This is a genomic window from Deltaproteobacteria bacterium (assembly GCA_019308905.1).
In the GTDB taxonomy this organism is placed as follows: domain Bacteria; phylum Desulfobacterota; class BSN033; order WVXP01; family WVXP01; genus JAFDHF01.
This window is the reverse complement of the sequence record JAFDHF010000004.1, coordinates 132,629-150,234: the sequence shown is the minus strand read 5'-3', so window position 1 is coordinate 150,234 and position 17,606 is coordinate 132,629. Positions and strand designations below refer to the sequence as shown.

The 17,606-nt window shown below is 57.4% G+C and carries 15 protein-coding genes; 7 read left to right on the top strand and 8 right to left on the bottom strand.

All coding sequences use genetic code 11. The features are described from left to right. Window positions 1-247 precede the first annotated feature (247 nt). Window positions 248-1,456, top strand: coding sequence for a cation:proton antiporter (locus JRJ26_03120; GenBank protein ID MBW2056468.1), 1,209 nt, complete (start codon window positions 248-250; stop codon window positions 1,454-1,456). A gap of 2 nt (window positions 1,457-1,458) precedes the next feature. Further along, window positions 1,459-1,905, top strand: coding sequence for a CBS domain-containing protein (locus tag JRJ26_03115; GenBank protein ID MBW2056467.1), 447 nt, complete (start codon window positions 1,459-1,461; stop codon window positions 1,903-1,905). A gap of 7 nt (window positions 1,906-1,912) precedes the next feature. Here the strand turns inward: JRJ26_03115 and JRJ26_03110 are convergent, their stop codons facing one another. Then, window positions 1,913-3,163 carry a glycosyltransferase gene (locus tag JRJ26_03110; GenBank protein ID MBW2056466.1) on the bottom strand — a complete coding sequence of 417 codons (1,251 nt, stop codon included), beginning with the start codon at window positions 3,161-3,163 and terminating at the stop codon, window positions 1,913-1,915. 31 nt (window positions 3,164-3,194) lie between these two features. After that, window positions 3,195-5,024, bottom strand: a complete 1,830-nt coding sequence (gene ftsH, locus JRJ26_03105; GenBank protein ID MBW2056465.1) for an ATP-dependent zinc metalloprotease FtsH — start codon at window positions 5,022-5,024, stop codon at window positions 3,195-3,197. 402 nt (window positions 5,025-5,426) lie between these two features. Here ftsH and pfkB point away from each other — a divergent pair, with 402 nt between their 5' ends. Further along, on the top strand, window positions 5,427-6,353 hold the full coding sequence (gene pfkB, locus JRJ26_03100) for a 1-phosphofructokinase (GenBank protein ID MBW2056464.1): 927 nt from the start codon (window positions 5,427-5,429) through the stop codon (window positions 6,351-6,353). A 19-nt stretch (window positions 6,354-6,372) separates the two neighbouring features. Here the strand turns inward: pfkB and JRJ26_03095 are convergent, their stop codons facing one another. From JRJ26_03095 to corA, 4 genes are all read right to left on the bottom strand, one after another. Continuing rightward, complete coding sequence (locus JRJ26_03095) at window positions 6,373-6,645, bottom strand: DNA-directed RNA polymerase subunit omega (protein ID MBW2056463.1); 273 nt, start codon at window positions 6,643-6,645, stop codon at window positions 6,373-6,375. Window positions 6,646-6,686: 41 nt separating this feature from the next. Continuing rightward, window positions 6,687-8,591 (bottom strand): GNAT family N-acetyltransferase, encoded by a 1,905-nt coding sequence (locus tag JRJ26_03090; protein MBW2056462.1) that lies wholly within the window; start codon window positions 8,589-8,591, stop codon window positions 6,687-6,689. Window positions 8,592-8,766: 175 nt separating this feature from the next. Then, a complete protein-coding gene (locus JRJ26_03085) occupies window positions 8,767-10,893 on the bottom strand; it encodes an acetate--CoA ligase family protein (GenBank protein MBW2056461.1) in 2,127 nt (708 codons plus the stop codon). A gap of 68 nt (window positions 10,894-10,961) precedes the next feature. After that, window positions 10,962-12,023 carry a magnesium/cobalt transporter CorA gene (corA, locus tag JRJ26_03080; GenBank protein ID MBW2056460.1) on the bottom strand — a complete coding sequence of 354 codons (1,062 nt, stop codon included), beginning with the start codon at window positions 12,021-12,023 and terminating at the stop codon, window positions 10,962-10,964. A 381-nt stretch (window positions 12,024-12,404) separates the two neighbouring features. Here corA and galT point away from each other — a divergent pair, with 381 nt between their 5' ends. Further along, a complete protein-coding gene (gene galT / locus JRJ26_03075; GenBank protein ID MBW2056459.1) occupies window positions 12,405-13,403 on the top strand; it encodes a galactose-1-phosphate uridylyltransferase in 999 nt (332 codons plus the stop codon). A gap of 319 nt (window positions 13,404-13,722) precedes the next feature. Then, window positions 13,723-14,049: a hypothetical protein gene (locus JRJ26_03070; protein ID MBW2056458.1), complete on the top strand. Its 327-nt coding sequence runs from the start codon at window positions 13,723-13,725 to the stop codon at window positions 14,047-14,049. Window positions 14,050-14,182: 133 nt separating this feature from the next. Here the strand turns inward: JRJ26_03070 and JRJ26_03065 are convergent, their stop codons facing one another. Beyond that, the gene (locus JRJ26_03065; GenBank protein ID MBW2056457.1) at window positions 14,183-15,511 is read right to left on the bottom strand and encodes a sigma 54-interacting transcriptional regulator; all 1,329 of its coding nucleotides are present in this window, start codon (window positions 15,509-15,511) and stop codon (window positions 14,183-14,185) included. Window positions 15,512-15,531: 20 nt separating this feature from the next. Further along, the gene (locus tag JRJ26_03060) at window positions 15,532-15,813 is read right to left on the bottom strand and encodes a DUF134 domain-containing protein (GenBank protein ID MBW2056456.1); all 282 of its coding nucleotides are present in this window, start codon (window positions 15,811-15,813) and stop codon (window positions 15,532-15,534) included. Between the two features lie 359 nt (window positions 15,814-16,172). Between JRJ26_03060 and JRJ26_03055 the strand changes: the two genes are divergently transcribed. Together JRJ26_03055 and JRJ26_03050 are read left to right on the top strand one after the other, a co-directional pair. Then, window positions 16,173-16,376 carry a cold-shock protein gene (locus JRJ26_03055; protein MBW2056455.1) on the top strand — a complete coding sequence of 68 codons (204 nt, stop codon included), beginning with the start codon at window positions 16,173-16,175 and terminating at the stop codon, window positions 16,374-16,376. A gap of 164 nt (window positions 16,377-16,540) precedes the next feature. Next, window positions 16,541-17,512 carry a rhomboid family intramembrane serine protease gene (locus JRJ26_03050; protein ID MBW2056454.1) on the top strand — a complete coding sequence of 324 codons (972 nt, stop codon included), beginning with the start codon at window positions 16,541-16,543 and terminating at the stop codon, window positions 17,510-17,512. Window positions 17,513-17,606 lie beyond the last annotated feature (94 nt).

Here is a 17,606-nt window from a genome sequence, read left to right as displayed (position 1 = left end):
AATACGACAATATGAAATCTCTTTCAAGATCTGTTGTTTCCTGGAATCTTCTCATCGGGGGACAGGTTCGGGTTGTCGGCGGGTTCTACCACGACCCCGTGGCCGGAATGGCTCGATTCCCGTCGAGTTTTTGATTGCTTCTATCTCCTGAGAGATGTATCCTGAACAGCGAAAAAGGCAATTCCCTTGCGGGACTCTCGTTCTTCGCGGTTGGACCTGCAACTGGGAGGAAGGATACGGGTTTGTTATGAACCTTCTATTGCTGCTAGGCGTGGCGATTCTGCTTGGTTTCGCCGGGGGTAGGCTCTTTGAGAAGATCCGTATTCCCCAGGTGGTTGGTTATATCGTAGTGGGAGTCGTCCTGGGAGACTCCCTGGCAGGACTCCTGGGGAGCCATCTTCTTACCACCCTGGCCCCTGTGACCCAGCTCGCTCTCGGTTTCATAGGATTCATGGTAGGGGGGGAGTTGAAGGCGGCTGTTTTCAAGAAGTACGGCACCCAGCTCATAACGATTCTCCTCTTTGAGGGCATCATGGCGACCCTGGTGGTGGGGGTGGCCGTGACGGTTCTCACCGGGAAGCTCTATTTGGGCATTCTTCTCGGGGCCCTGGCCTCTGCCACCGCCCCGGCTGCGACGGTGGATGTGCTGTGGGAGTACCGCTCAAAGGGCCCCTTGACGAGCACGGTTTTTGCGATCGTGGCCCTGGATGACGGACTGGCTCTCATCCTCTATGGTTTTGCCATTGCTTTTGCCGCGATGCTGCTGGGGGGGGAGGCTTTCTCCCTGCGGCTCGTCCTGGTCGGTCCCTTGAAAGAGATCTTCGGATCTATCCTGCTCGGTGGGGGCATCGGCTGGGTTGTCTCTTACATTCTCCGGTTCATCCCCACGGCCGATGAGATTTTGGCCTTTCTCGTGGCACTGATTCTCGCCGTGAGCGGCCTGGCCTCTTATCTTGGGCTGTCCCTCATCCTGACGGATATGGCCCTGGGAATGGCTCTGGCAAACCTGCTTTCCGAGCGGGACCAGAGGGGGTTCGATATCGTCAAGGGTTTTACCCCGCCCATCTATATCCTCTTTTTCGTGTTTGTGGGGGCGAGACTCCAGCTCGGGCTCCTTCCCAAGATGGGGCTTCTCGGCCTGGTCTATGTGGCAGGGAGGACGGCCGGCAAAATGACAGGGGCCGGCCTGGGAGCCATGATGTCGCACGCCCCTGAGACGGTGAGAAAATACCTCGGATGGGCCCTCTTCTCGCAAGCCGGTGTGGCCGTGGGACTGGCTCTGGACATCTACGATCGGCTGGGTGTCTACGGTACGCCGGGGCTCGATGCCGGTCATAAGATCATCAATGTGATTACGGCAACCACCTTCATTGTCCAGGTGATCGGACCGCCTTCGGTCAAATACGCTATCAGCAAGGCGGGCGAGATCCCGGAAGGCGTGAAGGGAGGGGAGTGAGGATGGAAAGGAAGAGGCTCTCGGAACTCCACCCGCTTCCGGCCGCTGTGTCTGTCGGGGCGGACGAATCCATAGAGGGGCTGGTGCAGGCGGCGCTCGATCATCCCGAGGCCCACGATATCTGCGTGGTGGACGGGCGAGGCCGGCTTGTCGGAGTCGTCAACATCAAGACCCTTTTCAGGACCGTCTTCTGCCACCACACGGACCCCCACTTGATGGTTCGTGACCTGATCAGATTGGCGAGTTCCGAGGTGGCCGGCGATATCATGGTCACCGACCCGGTGGTCGCTCTGGAAACGGAGACGCTGGGCGAGGCCGTCGGCAAGATGGTCGCCCACGAGCTGGGAGAGCTGCCCGTGGTGGACGAGGGCAAAAGGGTGGTGGGTTCCCTTTCGATCCGTGACGTTTTCAGGGAATGGGTCGATATCGAGATCCGCAGAAGGCAATAGTCGCTCTTCAGGACTTCTTCGGCTTCGCAAGGGTCTTGCGCAGTCGGACATGAAAGGCCGGCTCCACGGAGTTGAACAGATCGAGGTACTGTTCCAGATAGCGGGTGAGCAGGAATCTCTCTTTGACGCTCTCCTTTGCTTTCTTTCCGATTCGTTCGCGGAGTTTCCTGTCCCTTATCAACTGGACGATACGCTGTGCCGCCTCCTCGACGGAGGAGACCAGGAACCCGTTGACCCCGTCTTCGATCTGGAGGCGAATCCCACCCACATTCCCACCGATGACGGCTGCCCCCTTCCACATGGCCTCGGTCACGGTGAGGCCGAAGCCTTCCCTGATGGATTTCTGGAGGATGACGGCGGCCCTGCGCTGGAGGGCGTTGACCAGTGCGGCGTCCTGGCAGGACAGAAGGATGATCCGCTCCTCCCGGCATCCGAGCAGGGATTCGTAGACCTGCTGGCCTTCAGGATCGTCGGTGGCGGCGTTTCCAAGCAGAACCAGGGTGCAATCCACCTCTCTTCTCGCCACCCTGAAGGCCTCGATCACTCCCATGGGATCTTTCCAGGGATCGAAACGGGAGATCTGAGCGACGATGGGGAGATCCGTGGGGATGTTGTAATGGGCGAGGCGCTCGTCGACTTCCTCCTTGCTCATCTTCCGGTTGGTGATCGAGAAGGGATCGATGGCGGGCATGAACACGAGTTGGGGTGTTCTGAGATTCTGGGCGTAATCCTCAGAGCTTATGATGACCGCGTCATAAGCCTCGACAAAGGGGAGCAGATACCTCCAAAGCTTCTTGTTCGGCCTGGACAGGTCTATGTGGCAGCGCCAGATCCATGCCCCCTTCCTCCTGTAGTGATTGATCATCGCCAGGGGCTGGGGGTCATGGATGATCACAATGTCATGGTCCAGATGGTTGCGAAGGACGTTTTCATAGATGATCTCTTCGTAGATCTGCATCTTCCGCCGTGTCAGGTTGATCTTGCCGCCCTGCAGGCCGTTGTGCATCTTCTTGGTGATGGTGAAGAAATCCGGTGACCCCTGAAGCACTCGCCATCCGGTCCTGATCCCTGCGCTGTTCATGAGGAGCGCCATCGAGGAAAGCAGGGCAGCAACGCCGCCCCCGTAGTACGTGGAATTCACGTTGACCACGTGGATGTCCTGGAGGGGCCGGGCTTTCTCCTTTATGCGGTCTATGGTTTCACTCCCGACAATCGGTTCATAGTCCTCGAGTTGTGCGATTCTTGGAAAAGGCGCCATCGATATCCTCCTCTGGTCGATCATGTCCGGCTCATTGATCGATCTTTCCGGCCTTACTCTTTCCCGGTTCTGTCTTTTTGCCCGTCCTCTTGATCTTCTTCTCCTTGAGGAGATTCCTCAACTCATCCCCCTCTAGGACCTCCTTTTCCTGGAGAATTCTGGAGATTCTGTGCAGGACCGTTCGTTTTTCGGTCAAGATCGATTTGGTATCCTCATAGGATGCCTTTATGAGTCCTTTGACTTCTTCGTCGATCTCACGGGCCGTCTCTTCGCTGTACTCCTTTGGAGGGCTGTATCCGATTTCAAGAAACAGGGGGCGTCGTTCCTTCTCGAAGGTGACCGGTCCCTGCCGATCACTCATCCCGTACTCCGTTATCATTCTCCGGGCGATGTCGGTGGCCTTTTCGAGATCGTTCTGGGCGCCTGTCGAGATCTCCCCAAAGATAATCTCCTCGGCGGCCCTCCCACCCAGCAGTACTCCTATCCTGTCGACAAGCTCCGATCTGGTCATCAGGAAGCGCTCCTCTGTGGGGAGCTGTTCCGTGTGACCGAGGGCTGCTATGCCCCGGGGGATGATCGAGACCTTGTGGACCGGATCCGCATGGGAAAGAGACTCGGCCATGACGGCGTGGCCGAGTTCGTGGTAGGCGACTCTCTCCTTTTCCTTCCGGCTCATGACCCGCTTCCTTTTCTCGAGCCCTGCAACGGAGCGATCGATCGCCTCTTCAAAGTCCTCCATGCCAACGGATTGTTTGTTCTTCCTGGCCGCGAGAAGGGCTGCCTCGTTAGCCACATTGGCCAGATCCGCCCCCACCATCCCTGGAGTGCGGGCGGCGACGGTTCTCAGGTCGACATCCTTGCCGAGCTTGAGCTTCTTGGTGTGGATCCGGAGGATGGCCTCTCTTCCCATAAGGTCCGGTCGGTCGACCAGCACGTGCCGGTCGAAGCGGCCCGGTCTGAGAAGCGCGGGATCGAGGATCTCCGGCCGGTTGGTGGCTGCCATGATGACGACCCCCTTTTTCGGGTCGAATCCGTCCATTTCCGCAAGGAGCTGGTTGAGGGTCTGTTCCCTCTCGTCGTGGCCCGTCGTAGGTCCCACACTGCGAGCCTTGCCCAGGGCGTCGAGCTCGTCGATAAAGACGATACAGGGGGCCTTCTGTTGGGCCTGGGAGAAGAGGTCCCTCACCCGGGCCGCACCGACTCCTACGAACATCTCTACGAAGTCGGACCCGCTCATGCTGAAAAACGGCACTCCGGTCTCTCCGGCAACGGCTCTTGCAAGAAGTGTCTTGCCCGTGCCGGGTGGGCCGACGAGAAGAACCCCTCTGGGAATTCTTCCCCCCAGAGCCTGAAACCGCCCTGGAGTCTTGAGAAACTCGATGATCTCCCTGAGCTCCTCCTTGGCCTCATCCTCGCCGGCCACGTCGTCGAAGGTCACCCCGAGCTTGTCCTGAGCGTAGAGCTTGGCCCCGCTTTTCCCGAAGCTCATCACACCCGCCCCGGGTCCGATCCTCTTGAAAACAAACCCCCAAACGGCAAAGAGGAGGAGCAGGGGAAACACCCAACCGAGGATTCCCCTGAGCAGTGGGCTTTGATATTGGCCGGAGAACTTGACACCCTGGGCCTCCAGTTGTTTCACCAGGTCCGGGTCATTGACCCGCACGGTCTTGAAGGCCTTCGCCTCGTCAGGGGCCTGTTGCCTGCTCTTGTATCTCCCTATGATGAGCTGGGGGCCGACGCGCACCTCCCTGATCCGTCCATTCCGAAGGGCCTCCTTGAACTGACTGTAAGGGATATTCTCGGATCGCGGCGGCCCCATACGTGTCTGGAGGAGAAACATGATGAAGAACGCCGCGAGCATGTACCATATCGAGAAATGGGTTCTCGGGTGTTTGCTGATTGTCTGCTTCACGCCCTTCCCTCCCTCTTCTAACCCGTCTGCCGGAACCCCGGGCCCTGGCACCTCAAATAGTAACCGGGGCCTCCCGTGTAGGCAACCCCATCCTAACAGACCTCAGAATATTGTCAATCTCTCCTCTTTGTGGAGTTTCCCGACTTTTGGAGAACACCCTTGCCTCCGAGCGACATCGCGGAGCCTGTGGGGCACCAACCGGGAGTGAGCCTGTCCCGGGAAGCCCGCCAGACGCCGGGCAGCAGGGAGACTCCGGACAGGCAACCCTTGCCATGGCGGCCGATTTATGGGAGAAATAGCATGGCTTACCGGACGGGGGAGAAGATCTTACATGCCTGGAGGGATGAAAACGTGATCTACACCATTACCCTGAATCCTGCCCTGGATCGGACTCTGTGGGTGAGCAGGATAGTGCCTGATGATTCCAATAGAATCGAAAGGGAACAGAGGTATGCAGGGGGCAAAGGGATAGATGTGTCGAGGGTTCTGACGACTCTGGGAATGCCCAACAGGGCCCTCGGCTTTGCGGGCGGGTTTACCGGGGAGGAACTGGAGGGAAGGTTGCTCAACAAGGGGATCGCCTGCGATTTCGTTGCGATTTCAAGGGAGACACGTACGAACATAATCGTCAACGACGCAAGCACCGGGAGCCAGACCATATTCAGTGCCAGAGGGCCTGAAATCCAGCCTTACGAACTCATGCGGATGATCCACAAGGTCGAGAAGCTCGAGAAGCCCGACACCGTGGTGATCAGCGGAAGCCTTCCTCCCGAGGTCCATCCCGAGATATATCGCAGGATTATCGAGATAGCAAAGGGGCGGGGGGCAAGGGTCGTGCTGGATACGGACGGTGATCCGCTGAGGTTGGGCATCCAGGGCATGCCCGATGTGATCAAGCCCAACGTCCATGAGTTGGGGCGATTGGTGGGGAGAAAATTGGAGGGAATAGGTGAGATAGCCGGGGCGGCCCGCGGAGTTCATGAACAGGGGGTGGGGATGGTCCTGGTTTCCATGGGTGCCGAGGGGATCATTCTGATCGCCGAAAAAGAGCAGTACCTGGCCGTTCCGCCGGATGTGAAAGTGGTCAACACCATCGGAGCGGGTGATTCGGCGGTGGCAGGCTTTGTCTACGGCCTGGCCACTGGGAAGCCTCTCAAGGAGGCTCTCCGCTACGCCGTGGCAGCCGGTACGGCAACGACCCTGAGGCCGGGGACCGCCCTCTGCGAAAAGGAAGATTTCTTGAGGCTCCTCCCAGAAGTGCAGTTACGTGAGATATGAGGGACAGCCGGCCGACAACCTAGGATTCTGGTCTCTCTTCCTGTGTCGGAGGCTCACCTTCGGCCTGCTCGTTCGGCCTCTCCTGGGATTCCGGTTCCTCGGCCTCGGGCTCCACGAAGTAGACTTTCCCTTCGGCCACTTCCCTCAGAGCGGTTACGATCTCACGGTTGTCTGCCTCGACCACGGGTTTAGCTCCGCTGAGCAACATCTTCGCGCGCCGTGCTGCCAGATGGACCAGTTCAAACCGGCTCCCGACCCTCTTGAGGCAATCCTCTACGGTAACTCGTGCCATGGTTCTACCTCCACCGCCTTGTCTGCTCTCCGGAAAGGCGGTCACGTGCCTTTGGCAATGGAATTGTTCGCCCTCTCGTTGAATGAGAGTTTCATCTCAACCACTCCGGCTTCGAGTCTCTTCTCGATTGCAAAACCCATCTTCCGGATAAGGTGATGCATGGGCCTGTTGTCCACCAGTACCTCGGCCGTGAACCCGAAAAGCCCCTGTTTTTTCGCCAGCAAGGTCAGGTACGACAGTAGCTCGGACCCTATCCCCTTGTTCTGGTAGTCGTCCCTCACGACGAGAGCCAGTTCCGCGGTATTTCCCGTCTCATCCACCGTGTACTGGCCGATTCCGACACACTCCTCTCTTTCGCCGTGTTCCACTACCGCAAGGATAACCGTCTGTTTAGAATAATCTATAACGACGAATTTCTGCAGGTATTCGTGAGGCATATCCGTCCGCCTGGAGAAGAAGCGCCGGTATATGCTTTTGTCCGAAAGGGAGTAAAAGAAGTCCTTGAGCAGGGGTTCGTCGCTTATCTTCACGGGGCGCAGGAGAATTCTCAGGCCTGCCTTTGTTTTCCTATACGCCTCCAACTCCTCCGGGTATTCCCCCCTCTTTCCCGGCACAAATGTCTGATCCTTGTAGATCAGGTCCGCGGCTCTGGCCTGCTCCATGAGCCAGGGTCTGAATTTCGGGTGGGCGATAGCGATCAACGCCATTGCCCGTTCCCTGATGTTCTTGCCGTGAATGTACGCGATGCCGTACTCCGTGATCACGTAGTGAAGATCCCCCCTGCCGAATGTCACCCCTCCCCCTGTCTCGAGAAAGGGCACGACCCGGGAGACCTCGCCGCTGCTGGCCGTGGATTGGAGGGTGAGTATGGTCTTGCCTCCCGGCGCGAGGACCGCACCCCGCATGAAGTCGGCACTTCCGCCGATGCCGCTGTAAAAGAGCCGTCCTATGGACTCGGCCGTGGCCTGGCCGGTCAGATCGACTTGAAGTGCGCTGTTTACGGCGGTCATCCCGACAATCCTCGCGATCACCCGGGGGTCGTTGGTATAGTCGATGGTCCTGAACTCTACAGCCGGGTTGTCGTCGATATAGTCGTACGTCTCCCTGTCGCCCAGACAGAAGGTTGCAACTGTCTTGCCAGGATCGATGTTCTTTCTGGTGTTGTCGACCACACCTTCCCGCATCAGCCGAACGATCCCCTCTGTGAGCAGTTCAGTATGGATTCCGAGGTGCCTCTTGTCACGGAGATTTGCCAGCACGGCATTGGGTATGCTCCCGTATCCGACCTGTATCGTGTCGCCGTCTTCGACTATCCGTGCAACGTATCTGCCTATCCTCTGGGCAATCTCGTCCGGTATGTCGGTCTTGTACTCCAGAAGGGGTTCATCATGGGGAACGATGAAATCCACGTCACGTAGATGTATGAATGTATCCCCGTGCACCCGGGGCATGTTGGAGTTGACCTGGGCGATGACGAGGTTGGCATTCTCCACCGCCGCTTTGGTGATGTCGACGCTTATCCCGAGGCTCATGTATCCGTGATGGTCAGGCGGCGTTGTCTGGACAAGAGCCACGTCGACCGGCACCAGTCTGCGCCGGAACAGGCCGGGAACCTGAGAGAGGAACACCGGCGTGTAGTCCGCAAGCCCCCGGTTGACGGCACTCCTTGTATTGTCTCCGATAAAGAAAGAGTTGTGACGGAAATTCCGGCTGAACTTCTGGTCGGTGTAAGGGGCGACCCCGAGTGTCCAGACGTGGAACAGTTCCGCATCGAAAAAGGCCTTCGGATGCCCTTCGACAAACTCCACGAGGGATTTGACGAGGTACTGGGGTTCGCCGCACCCGGTAGCGACAAATATCCTGTCTCCCCGATGGATATGGCTGAACACCTCCTCCTCGGGAAGAAATTTCTCCGGATGTTCTTTCCTAGCTTCTTCGAGACTCATTGGGTCTCTCTTCTCCTGCCCCGCCGCTGGCTTCGTCCGGCTCCTCCAGGAGCCCTCGTCATGACTCGAGCATACGGAGGTTCGGAGCCGGGGAGCGGACAAGGCCCGATCCGAGGGGTCCGGGATCCACGGATCGAGATTCTTCTCTCAGGCCCACGGCTTTCCGGATCGGTTCTCACGGGGACGGCCTTGCAAGGAGAATCCGGCTGTCGGCGACCACGCACCCCTCGCCTTCAGGATAGACAATGAGGGGATTCATGTCGAGTTCGGCGATCTCAGGGTGGTCGGTCACCATCTGCGAGAGCCGGAGGATACAGTCCTTGATTCCGTCTATGTCTGCAGGGGGGTTTCCCCTGATCCCCTTGAGGACCTTGTAGGTTCTGATAGAGCGGATCATGATCTCCGCGCTCACCTCCCACATGGGCGCCAGCCGGAAGGAGACATCTTGGAGGGCCTCGACAAAGGTTCCCCCCAGGCCGAACATGCAGATCGGCCCGAACCTTGGATCCCTGGTGGCGCCGAGGATGACCTCCAGTCCTCCCCGGGCCATCCTCTCCATGATGATGCCCTGAATCTGGGCCGATGGGTTGAACTTCTCGGCGTTCTCGAGAATCTCGTGAAAGGCTTTTCGGGCCTCATCGACGGTCTTTATCTTCAGGCGGACCCCACCGGCCTCGAATTTGTGGATGATGTCAGGGGAACTGATCTTCATGGCAACGGGCAGGCCGATTATATTTGCGGCCTCCTCTATTTCATCCTCCTTGCGGACGAGGCGGCTCCTCAGCACGGGAAACCCGTAACACCGGAGTAACTCGTTGGCTTCGATCTCCGGCATAAAGTAGCGTTCCCTGCCCTGGAGCTTGGACTTGATGATCTGAGCGGCCGAGTCGCGATCAGCCGCCTGGCGCCTGACTTTTCTCCGCTCCAGCCTCAACAGATCGCCGAAACGTACCATGGAGGCCATGGCCCGAACCGCTGATTCGGGGAAGGCATAGTTAGGTATCCCGTTCTGTGACAGGTAGCGTACCCCTTCGGAGACATCGACGATCCCCATGAAAGCGCAGAGAACCGGCTTGTCGACTCCCCTTGCTACCCTGGGAACGATCTCGGCTGTCTTCAGGATGTCCGTCATGGCCTGGGGCGTGAGGATAACAATCGCCCCGTGGACATCCGGGTCCATAAGAATATCGCGAATCGCCGCCTCGTACCTCTCGTGGGTGGCATCTCCGATCACGTCCACAGGGTTCTTGATATTGGCGGTGGGGGGGAGCTGTTTCCTCAGCTTTTCCTCTGTCTTCTCGGTGAGCCGTGCAAGGGTGAGATTATGGCGTATAGCCGCATCTGTGGCCATGATGCCAGGCCCTCCGGCATTGGTCACAATGGCGATCTGGTTTCCCCTCGGGATCGGCTGGTTGGCAAAAGCAACGGCAGAGCTGAAGAGTTCGTCGATGCCTTCTACCCGCTGGATGCCGCTCTGGAAGAAGATGGCATCATATGCCGCGTCGGAGCCTGCCAGAGAGCCTGTGTGAGAGGCGGCTGCCCGGGCGCCTTCCGGCGAGCGTCCCGACTTGATGGCCAACATGGGCTTGCGGGCATCCCAGGTTATCTCCCGGGCCGTTTCGATGAACCCGCGGCCATTGGAGATGTCCTCCAGGTACATGAGGATGACGTCGGTGTGAGGGTCGTCCTTAAGATAGCGTAGAAGGTCTATCTCGTTGACATCGGCCTTGTTTCCAAAGCTGATGAATTTTGAGAACCCGATGTCCCTGCCTGCGGCAAAATCGAGCACGGCCGTACACAAGGCACCGGACTGGGAGATAAAGGCGATATTGCCCCTTTTCGGCATCTTGGTGGCGAAGCTCGCATTCATGCGGACTCCCTCATCGGTGTTTATGATCCCGAGGCAGTTTGGACCGACCAGGCGAAGGCCGTGTCTCTTCACGCGTTCCTTCAGATCCGATTCGAGATCCGCGCCGGCACCCCCCACCTCCTTGAATCCCGCCGTAATGACGATCAGCCCCTTCACGTGCTTCTCTGCGGCCTCCTCGACGATCTGGGAAACAACCGGGGCCGGAACGATGACAACCACCAGATCGACCTCATCCGGGACCTCCGCGAGCCTCGGGTAAGTCCTTACACCCTGGACTGATTTCACCCTGGGGTTGACGGGGTATACGACGCCCTGGTAATCGGCGTTGAGAAGGTTGCGGAAGACCGCAAGTCCCACGCTTCCCGGACGGTTCGTAGCGCCTACTACGGCGACCGATCTCGGGGATATTATGGCTTCAACCTCCTTTATCATCACTCCCCCTTTCGATGATCATAATTCTCTCTCTTATTCTATCATGTTACGCCCACGTGAACAAATGTTTACAGCCATTTCTTTTTTCGGATAAAGAGCAGCATGAAGAGCGAAACGGTCACCATCAGGAGCAAGACCGCGGGATAGCCCCAGCGCCAGGACAGCTCGGGCATGAACTTGAAATTCATCCCGTATATTCCGGAGATCAAGGTGAGAGGGATAAACAGGCTGCCCAGGATGGTCAGGACCTTCATCACCTCGTTCATCTTGTTGCTCATGCTCGACAGATAGATGTCAAGCATTCCTGAAAGGGTGTCTTGGAATGTCTCGATGGTGTCTATCATCTGAACTATGTGATCGTAAATGTCTCGCAGGTATATCACGGTGGACTCCTTGATCAACGGTGACTCTCTTCTCTGGAGGGTGCCGACCACCTCTCTCAGGGGCCAGACCGACCTGCGAGCCACTATCATCTGTCTTTTCAGATTCTGGATTGTTTGGAGAGTCCCCTCGGGCGGGTCTGTGATCAACCGATCCTCCAGCTCTTCTGTTCCCTCTTCGACCTTCTCAAATACCGCGAAGTAGTTGTCCACCACGGCGTCCAGTAGGCAGTACGCGAGAAAATCAGCCCCTCTCTTTCTTATGAGGCCCTTGGCGAGCCTGATTCTGTCTATGATCGGATCGAAAACGTCGAGCTCTTTCTCCTGGAATGAGATGACGAAATTCCGGCCGAGAACCAGACTGATCTGGTCGCGGGCCATCTCGTCGTCCTTGTCGAAGTAGACCATCCTGACAACTATGTATAGGTATTCGCCATAGTCTTCCACCTTCGGGCGTTGATCCGTGTTCAGTATGTCCTCCATGACCAACGGATGGAGGCCGATGTAGTCACCGATTCTTTCCAGGACCTCCACCTGATGGATGCCTTCCACCCTTATCCATGTCACGCCCTTTCTCTCCCTGAAGGCACCGGATTGTTCTATGGTCTCTATCTCTTGCTCTCGGAATTCACGCTCGTCATAGCTGAGGATGGATAGCTCGGTGCTTGCGCTCTTTCTTTCCCCCACGTGGACCAGGGCTCCTGGGGGAAGACCGGCCTTTTGTGATCTTTTGGTTACCTGTGTCGACATGTTCGTTCAAACCTCCTTCGTATTTTCTGGAAAAACGGGGACCGCACAAGGCCCGCCCCCTAGCCCGCAGGAGGGGATCAGGACGATGGAGTCCCGTGGAGTTTCAGGAACGGTTCTTGACTCGCGGTTCTGTTTTCTCGTATAACTAGTGGTCACCGAAAAATGCCCGCGGAGCGGGGGTTGCGAAGTCTCAGGGGTCACATTCTCCCGCCTGGAGAGAGACTCGAAGCAGCTCAGAAGAACCCTTCAGAGAGCCGAAGAGGCGTTTTGTCAGTGATGACTAACCAAAATCGGATCCGTTGTCAAGACGAGGCTGGCCGGCGCGTGTCTCTTTTACCATGGCGGCCTCTGTGAAGGCGGCAGCGGTGGGGGCAGGGGGCTATGAAGGACGGTGAGATCAGGCAGAACAAGGCGACCAAGCATTGGGTCATCTATGCGCCTTCCAGGGGTGGACGGCCGAGGCAACTGGAGCGGCCTGCTGACAGGGAAAGATCGGTGACCGTGGTGGGAGAGGGATGCCCCTTTTGTCCCGGGAACGAACACATGCTTCCCCCGATCATAATGGAGATGCCGGGCCAGGGAGCACAGTCCTGGCGGACACGGGTTGTCCCTAACAAGTTTCCTGCTCTTACCCCTCTGGGAGATACCCGCAGGTCCGCCCGGGGGATCTATCTGGTCATGCCGGGTCACGGGAGGCACGAGGTGATCGTGGAAGGTCCCTATCACAACCGGGACATCAGTGAGATGACGGGGGAGGATGCGGATGCGGTGATCGAGACGTACCACAGGCGTTACGTGGATCTCATGAAGGAGCACGAGAATATGATGGCCATCATATTCAGGAACCACGGAGTGCTGGCCGGAACCTCTCTCATCCACCCCCATTCACAGATAATCGTCACCCCCATGGTTCCCAGCTACATTCGATGGCGGGAAGAGCAAGCCGAGAGGTATTTCGATGAGTTCGGCCGCTGTGTCTACTGCGACATACTGGAGTTCGAGATGAAGGATCAGCGGCGTGTCACCCTGGAAAACCGTTCTTTCCTGGCCTTCGTCCCCTTTGCGGCTGAGGTACCCTTTGAGATATGGATTATGCCCAAGAGGCACCACGGAGACTTCGGTTCCATCTCGGACGAGGAAAAGGAGGATCTCTCCTCGGTTCTGGTCGGGAGCCTCGCCGGGCTGCGACAGAAGCTTCATGATCCTGACTACAACTATATCATCAATACCTCTGCCCGCTTTGAGGCTGATGCGCCCCACCTGCACTGGTACCTCCAGATCCGCCCTCGGCTGACCACCCAGGCGGGTTTTGAGATCGGCTCCGGTATCAGCATCAACCCGTCGCTGCCCGAAGAAAATGCAGAATTCTTGAGGGCCTGATAGGTTGCTCTCCCTTTCAGGAGACTTCCCAGGTCGCGTTCCCTCAGTTCTCGGTCATGGATTCTTGCAGGCCGGTAGTCCTTTCCCATTTTCCCTCAAGGGCAAGGTCTTCTCCAGAGAGGAGGAAATCCCGGATTTCCCTGCGGGCACGGGCTTTCCTGCCGGGTTTCGAGTGGGGAATTGTTTGGCACGGCGTTCGCATACCCCTTGCCGGAGGCAATCGGGGCAGGCTGGCAGGGGAACCGAGTCCTCAGACGATCCGCGGCCGGGAATAAGGCGTCCGGAAAATAGATACATTCTTTTGCGGGGTGGATGGGTTATGACTCTGAAGGAGATCGTCGGCCGGTGCAATCTGTCGAGCGTCTACGAGATAAGGCATGTGACGGAAGACTATGGGGAAGTGGTTTTCTATAATCGGGACATGGAGGAGTGGAACACGGTCTTCTTGGATTCTCTGGGCCCGCCGATAAAGCCCGCATGCGTGGAACCCTCTGAGGATCAACGCCGGTTGGCGGAGGCGTACGGTGGGATCTGGAAGAACCAGACGCTGTTCAAGAGGGAATTTGATGGATTCACCTTGATAGCCATGTACTGGCCGTGGCAGGATCAGGTTCATACCACGGTGAAAATAGCCCGGTTGAGGTAGCAGAAACCTCCCTTCCGGCCGTGGGGTTCCTCTGGTTCAGCGTCGATCGCAGGGTCCAATCGGGACCGCGCCTTCGGATCCGCCAGCACCCGGGCCGGCTCGGATGGCCAACTCCGGTTCGAGCCGGACGATTCTACAGCCCATACCGTTTCATCTTTCTCCACAATGTAGTCCGGTCGATACCGAGTTCCCTTGCTGCCTCCATCCGGTTCCCCCCGTGCCTTTGGAGCGCCCTCCGGATCGCTTCCACCTCCGAGCGGGTGAGCAGAGACGTCCCCGGCTCCGCCGCCGACAGGATATCGGCTTTTCTGAGGATCTCGGCAGGCAGATCCTTCAACCCTATGAGCCCCTCTTTTCTCAGAATGAAGGCGTGTTCGATGATGTTTTCGAGCTCTCTCACGTTGCCGGGAAAGTCGTATTTCAGCAGGACCTCCATGACTTCGTGGGAGACACCCTCCACGGAGCGCCCTCTTTTCAGGTTGAAACTCCTGATGAAATGGTCCACAAGCAGGGGTATATCCTCCCGCCTTTCGCGGAGGGGAGGGAGTTCGATCTTTATCACATTGATGCGATAGAAGAGGTCCTCTCTGAACCGGCCGGATTCGACGAGTCTTTCCAGGTCCCTGTTTGTGGCCGCAACGATTCTCACGTCTGCCGGCTTGGGGCTGGTTGCTCCGAGAGGCTCGAAACTCTTCTCTTCGATTACTCGGAGGAGTTTTGTCTGGAGGGCCTGGGACATCTCTCCGATTTCGTCCAGAAGGATCGTCCCTCTATGGGCGAGAGCAAAACGCCCGGGTTTGTCCCGGCGTGCATCCGTGAAGGCACCCCGGACGTAGCCAAACAGCTCTGACTCCAGGAGCGAGTCCGGAAGGGCTCCGCAGTTGACGGCAATGAAAGACTGGTTCTTCCGGTGGCTCATATTGTGTATGGCTCTGGCGAAGAGCTCTTTGCCCGAGCCGCTGGGACCCTGGATCAAAACGGTGCTATCACTCTCCGCGATGTCCGGGAGTATGGCAAAAAACTCCTGCATCCGGTGGTTTTGGCTGATAATGTCGTGGAAGGAGACCTTGCGGGCGAGTTCCTTCCTCAGAGTCTCGATGGGTGTGAGGTCCCGAAACGTCTCCACACCCCCGATGATCTCCCCCTGCCTATTTCTGAGGACCGCGGTACTGATTCTGATCGGAAGCTCCCGGCCCTCCTTTGTCAGGATATTGACCGTCCGGTTCGTGATCTCCTTTCGGGTCTTCATCGTCTCCCTCAGTGCGCACTGGGTCTGACAGATGCTGGCCCTGAAGACGTCGAAACAGTACTTGCCGATCGCCTCCCGTGCTTTGAACCCCGTGATCTCCTCGGCAGCCCTGTTGAATGACGTTATCTCCCATTCGGCGTTGATGGTGAATACCCCATCGGCAATGCTGTCCAGAATCAGATTGAAGAACCGCTCCCTTTCTTCTATCTTCATGGAGAAACTCCCTCAGGCGCTCAGCGACTCTTGCCGATCTGGATAGCCTTTCCATTGACAAGGGCGTCGGCTATCTTACGCCGTGCCCTTCCCAGAATCCGGCCGAAGGTGGGCCTGGATACCTCCATCACCCTTCCGGCTTCCCTCTGGTTCAAACCCAAAAGATCCGCCAACCTCAGGGCTTCGAGTTCGTCCGCATCGAGTCCCACCTGTTCCAAATCCGAAATAGGAATCCCCCTGGGCTTGAAGAGGTCGGCCTTGGGGGCCATGCAGATCCGGCAGTTTTTTCTCGGCCTCACCATGCTGTGGTCTTCAAATTTTGAACATATGCTCATAATAAGCTAGTCGATCCGCGGTCTATTGTCAAGTTGCACCGGCCACTGCGGTTCTCCATTCAAAGGGGATTGCCCGCCCTTTAGAGGCGACAGGGGCAGGAATCTCGGCGCGTGAAGCCCGAGATGGATACCGCGAGAGCATGGGAGTAAGCTGAGAAGGGTATTCCTCAGCCAAAGGAAGAGGCGCCCGCAGACCTGACAACTTCCAAAAAACCTTGATTGAAAAGTCGGGAACGCGAGAAATTTTTTCCTTGATTTTTTGCATTGGATTGGTGTTAAATAGTTTTGACAATTGTTAACCGCTTTGATGAAAGGGGAAGAGTGTAATGGCAAGAGGTACTGTGAAGTGGTTCAATGAGAAGAAGGGTTACGGATTCATTTCTCAGGAAGACGGAAGTGATGTGTTTGTTCATTTCTCTGCTCTGGAACAGGACGGGTTCAAGACCCTGCGGGAGGGTGAGGAGGTGGAGTTCGAAATCATCCAGGGTCCCAAGGGAGCCCAGGCTTCGAAGGTCGTTGTTGTAGGCTAGCAGGCTAGGATGGCAAGTCCTCGTTAATCCATCCCCCGGGAATACAGGTGTTTCCCGGGGGTTTGTTTTTGGGCCCGGAGGTGGCCGGGGGCAGGTGGGAATGACGGTCGCCGGCGATCAGAACCACTGCTTGGGGCTGGACCACCCGGTGCGAAGAGAAACGAATGATCCCCATTCGAGATACGATCCAGTCAAAGAACTATCCTATCGTCAGGAACCTTATCATCGGCGTGAACGCCCTGGTTTACCTCTGGGAGCTCGCCCAGGGCCCATACCTCCAGAGGGCTTTCTATCTGTACGGTATCGTTCCGGTTCGGTATTCAAACCCTGACGTGGCCCTCCATTTCTCCATCTCCGAGCAGATCGTCCCCTTTTTCGCCTCCATGTTTCTTCACGGCGGGTTTCTCCATCTGCTCGGGAACATGTGGTTCCTGTACATCTTTGGCGACAACGTGGAGGACAGGTTGGGGCCTTTCCGCTTCGCTCTGTTCTATCTGATGAGCGGTGTAGCAGCAGGCCTGATCCACCTCATATCCAACTGGCATTCACAACTTCCCACCATCGGGGCCAGCGGCGCGATTGCCGGGGTCATGGGGGCATATTTCCTTCTCTACCCCAGGGCGCGCGTTCTTACCTTGATTCCTATCTTTTTCATACCCCTTTTCTTTGAGGTTCCGGCGTTCTTCTTTTTGGGCTATTGGGTCCTGATCCAGCTTCTCTATGGTACGATGACCCACGGCATGACGGGTGGTGTTGCCTGGTGGGCGCACGTGGGGGGGTTCCTGTTCGGCATGGCCTCGGTCAGACTGTTTGAGTTTCTTCCCAGGACGGGCGTCACGGAGAAGGCGAGCCGCTATACCCAGCGGAGAAGGACGCCCCGGCTCCAGCATATCCGCCTCACTGGGCCGGGAGAAGAGCTCGACACCCACGGGATTATTACGGTGACTCCGAGGGAGGCTGCCTTGGGTACCCGCAAACTCGTAAGTATTCCCTATCGCAGAAGGACCGTGGTGGTGACGATCCCGGCCGGAGTGAAAGACGGCACCAAGCTTCGCCTCCAGGGGTTGGGGAGGAAGTCGGCGGACGGCGATGTGGGTGATCTCTATCTGACCGTAAGGATCAGGGGCTGGGACTAGCCGTTGGGGAAGCGTTCAAATCGTTCAGGGGCTTCGAATTGTTCGAGTCGTTGCAGACGGCAGGTGTCTCCTGGTTGAGGGAAGACTCGGGCCG

What these genes read in the sequence shown, in the direction of transcription:
- JRJ26_03120 (MBW2056468.1), top strand. Translation starts at nt 248, where the DNA reads ATGAACCTTCTATTGCTGCTAGGCGTGGCGATTCTGCTTGGTTTCGCC.
- JRJ26_03115 (MBW2056467.1), top strand. Translation starts at nt 1,459, where the DNA reads ATGGAAAGGAAGAGGCTCTCGGAACTCCACCCGCTTCCGGCCGCTGTG.
- JRJ26_03110 (MBW2056466.1), bottom strand. Translation starts at nt 3,163, where the DNA reads ATGGCGCCTTTTCCAAGAATCGCACAACTCGAGGACTATGAACCGATT.
- ftsH (MBW2056465.1), bottom strand. Translation starts at nt 5,024, where the DNA reads ATGCTCGCGGCGTTCTTCATCATGTTTCTCCTCCAGACACGTATGGGG.
- JRJ26_03095 (MBW2056463.1), bottom strand. Translation starts at nt 6,645, where the DNA reads ATGGCACGAGTTACCGTAGAGGATTGCCTCAAGAGGGTCGGGAGCCGG.
- JRJ26_03090 (MBW2056462.1), bottom strand. Translation starts at nt 8,591, where the DNA reads ATGAGTCTCGAAGAAGCTAGGAAAGAACATCCGGAGAAATTTCTTCCC.
- JRJ26_03085 (MBW2056461.1), bottom strand. Translation starts at nt 10,893, where the DNA reads ATGATAAAGGAGGTTGAAGCCATAATATCCCCGAGATCGGTCGCCGTA.
- corA (MBW2056460.1), bottom strand. Translation starts at nt 12,023, where the DNA reads ATGTCGACACAGGTAACCAAAAGATCACAAAAGGCCGGTCTTCCCCCA.
- galT (MBW2056459.1), top strand. Translation starts at nt 12,405, where the DNA reads ATGAAGGACGGTGAGATCAGGCAGAACAAGGCGACCAAGCATTGGGTC.
- JRJ26_03070 (MBW2056458.1), top strand. Translation starts at nt 13,723, where the DNA reads ATGACTCTGAAGGAGATCGTCGGCCGGTGCAATCTGTCGAGCGTCTAC.
- JRJ26_03065 (MBW2056457.1), bottom strand. Translation starts at nt 15,511, where the DNA reads ATGAAGATAGAAGAAAGGGAGCGGTTCTTCAATCTGATTCTGGACAGC.
- JRJ26_03060 (MBW2056456.1), bottom strand. Translation starts at nt 15,813, where the DNA reads ATGGTGAGGCCGAGAAAAAACTGCCGGATCTGCATGGCCCCCAAGGCC.
- JRJ26_03055 (MBW2056455.1), top strand. Translation starts at nt 16,173, where the DNA reads ATGGCAAGAGGTACTGTGAAGTGGTTCAATGAGAAGAAGGGTTACGGA.
- JRJ26_03050 (MBW2056454.1), top strand. Translation starts at nt 16,541, where the DNA reads ATGATCCCCATTCGAGATACGATCCAGTCAAAGAACTATCCTATCGTC.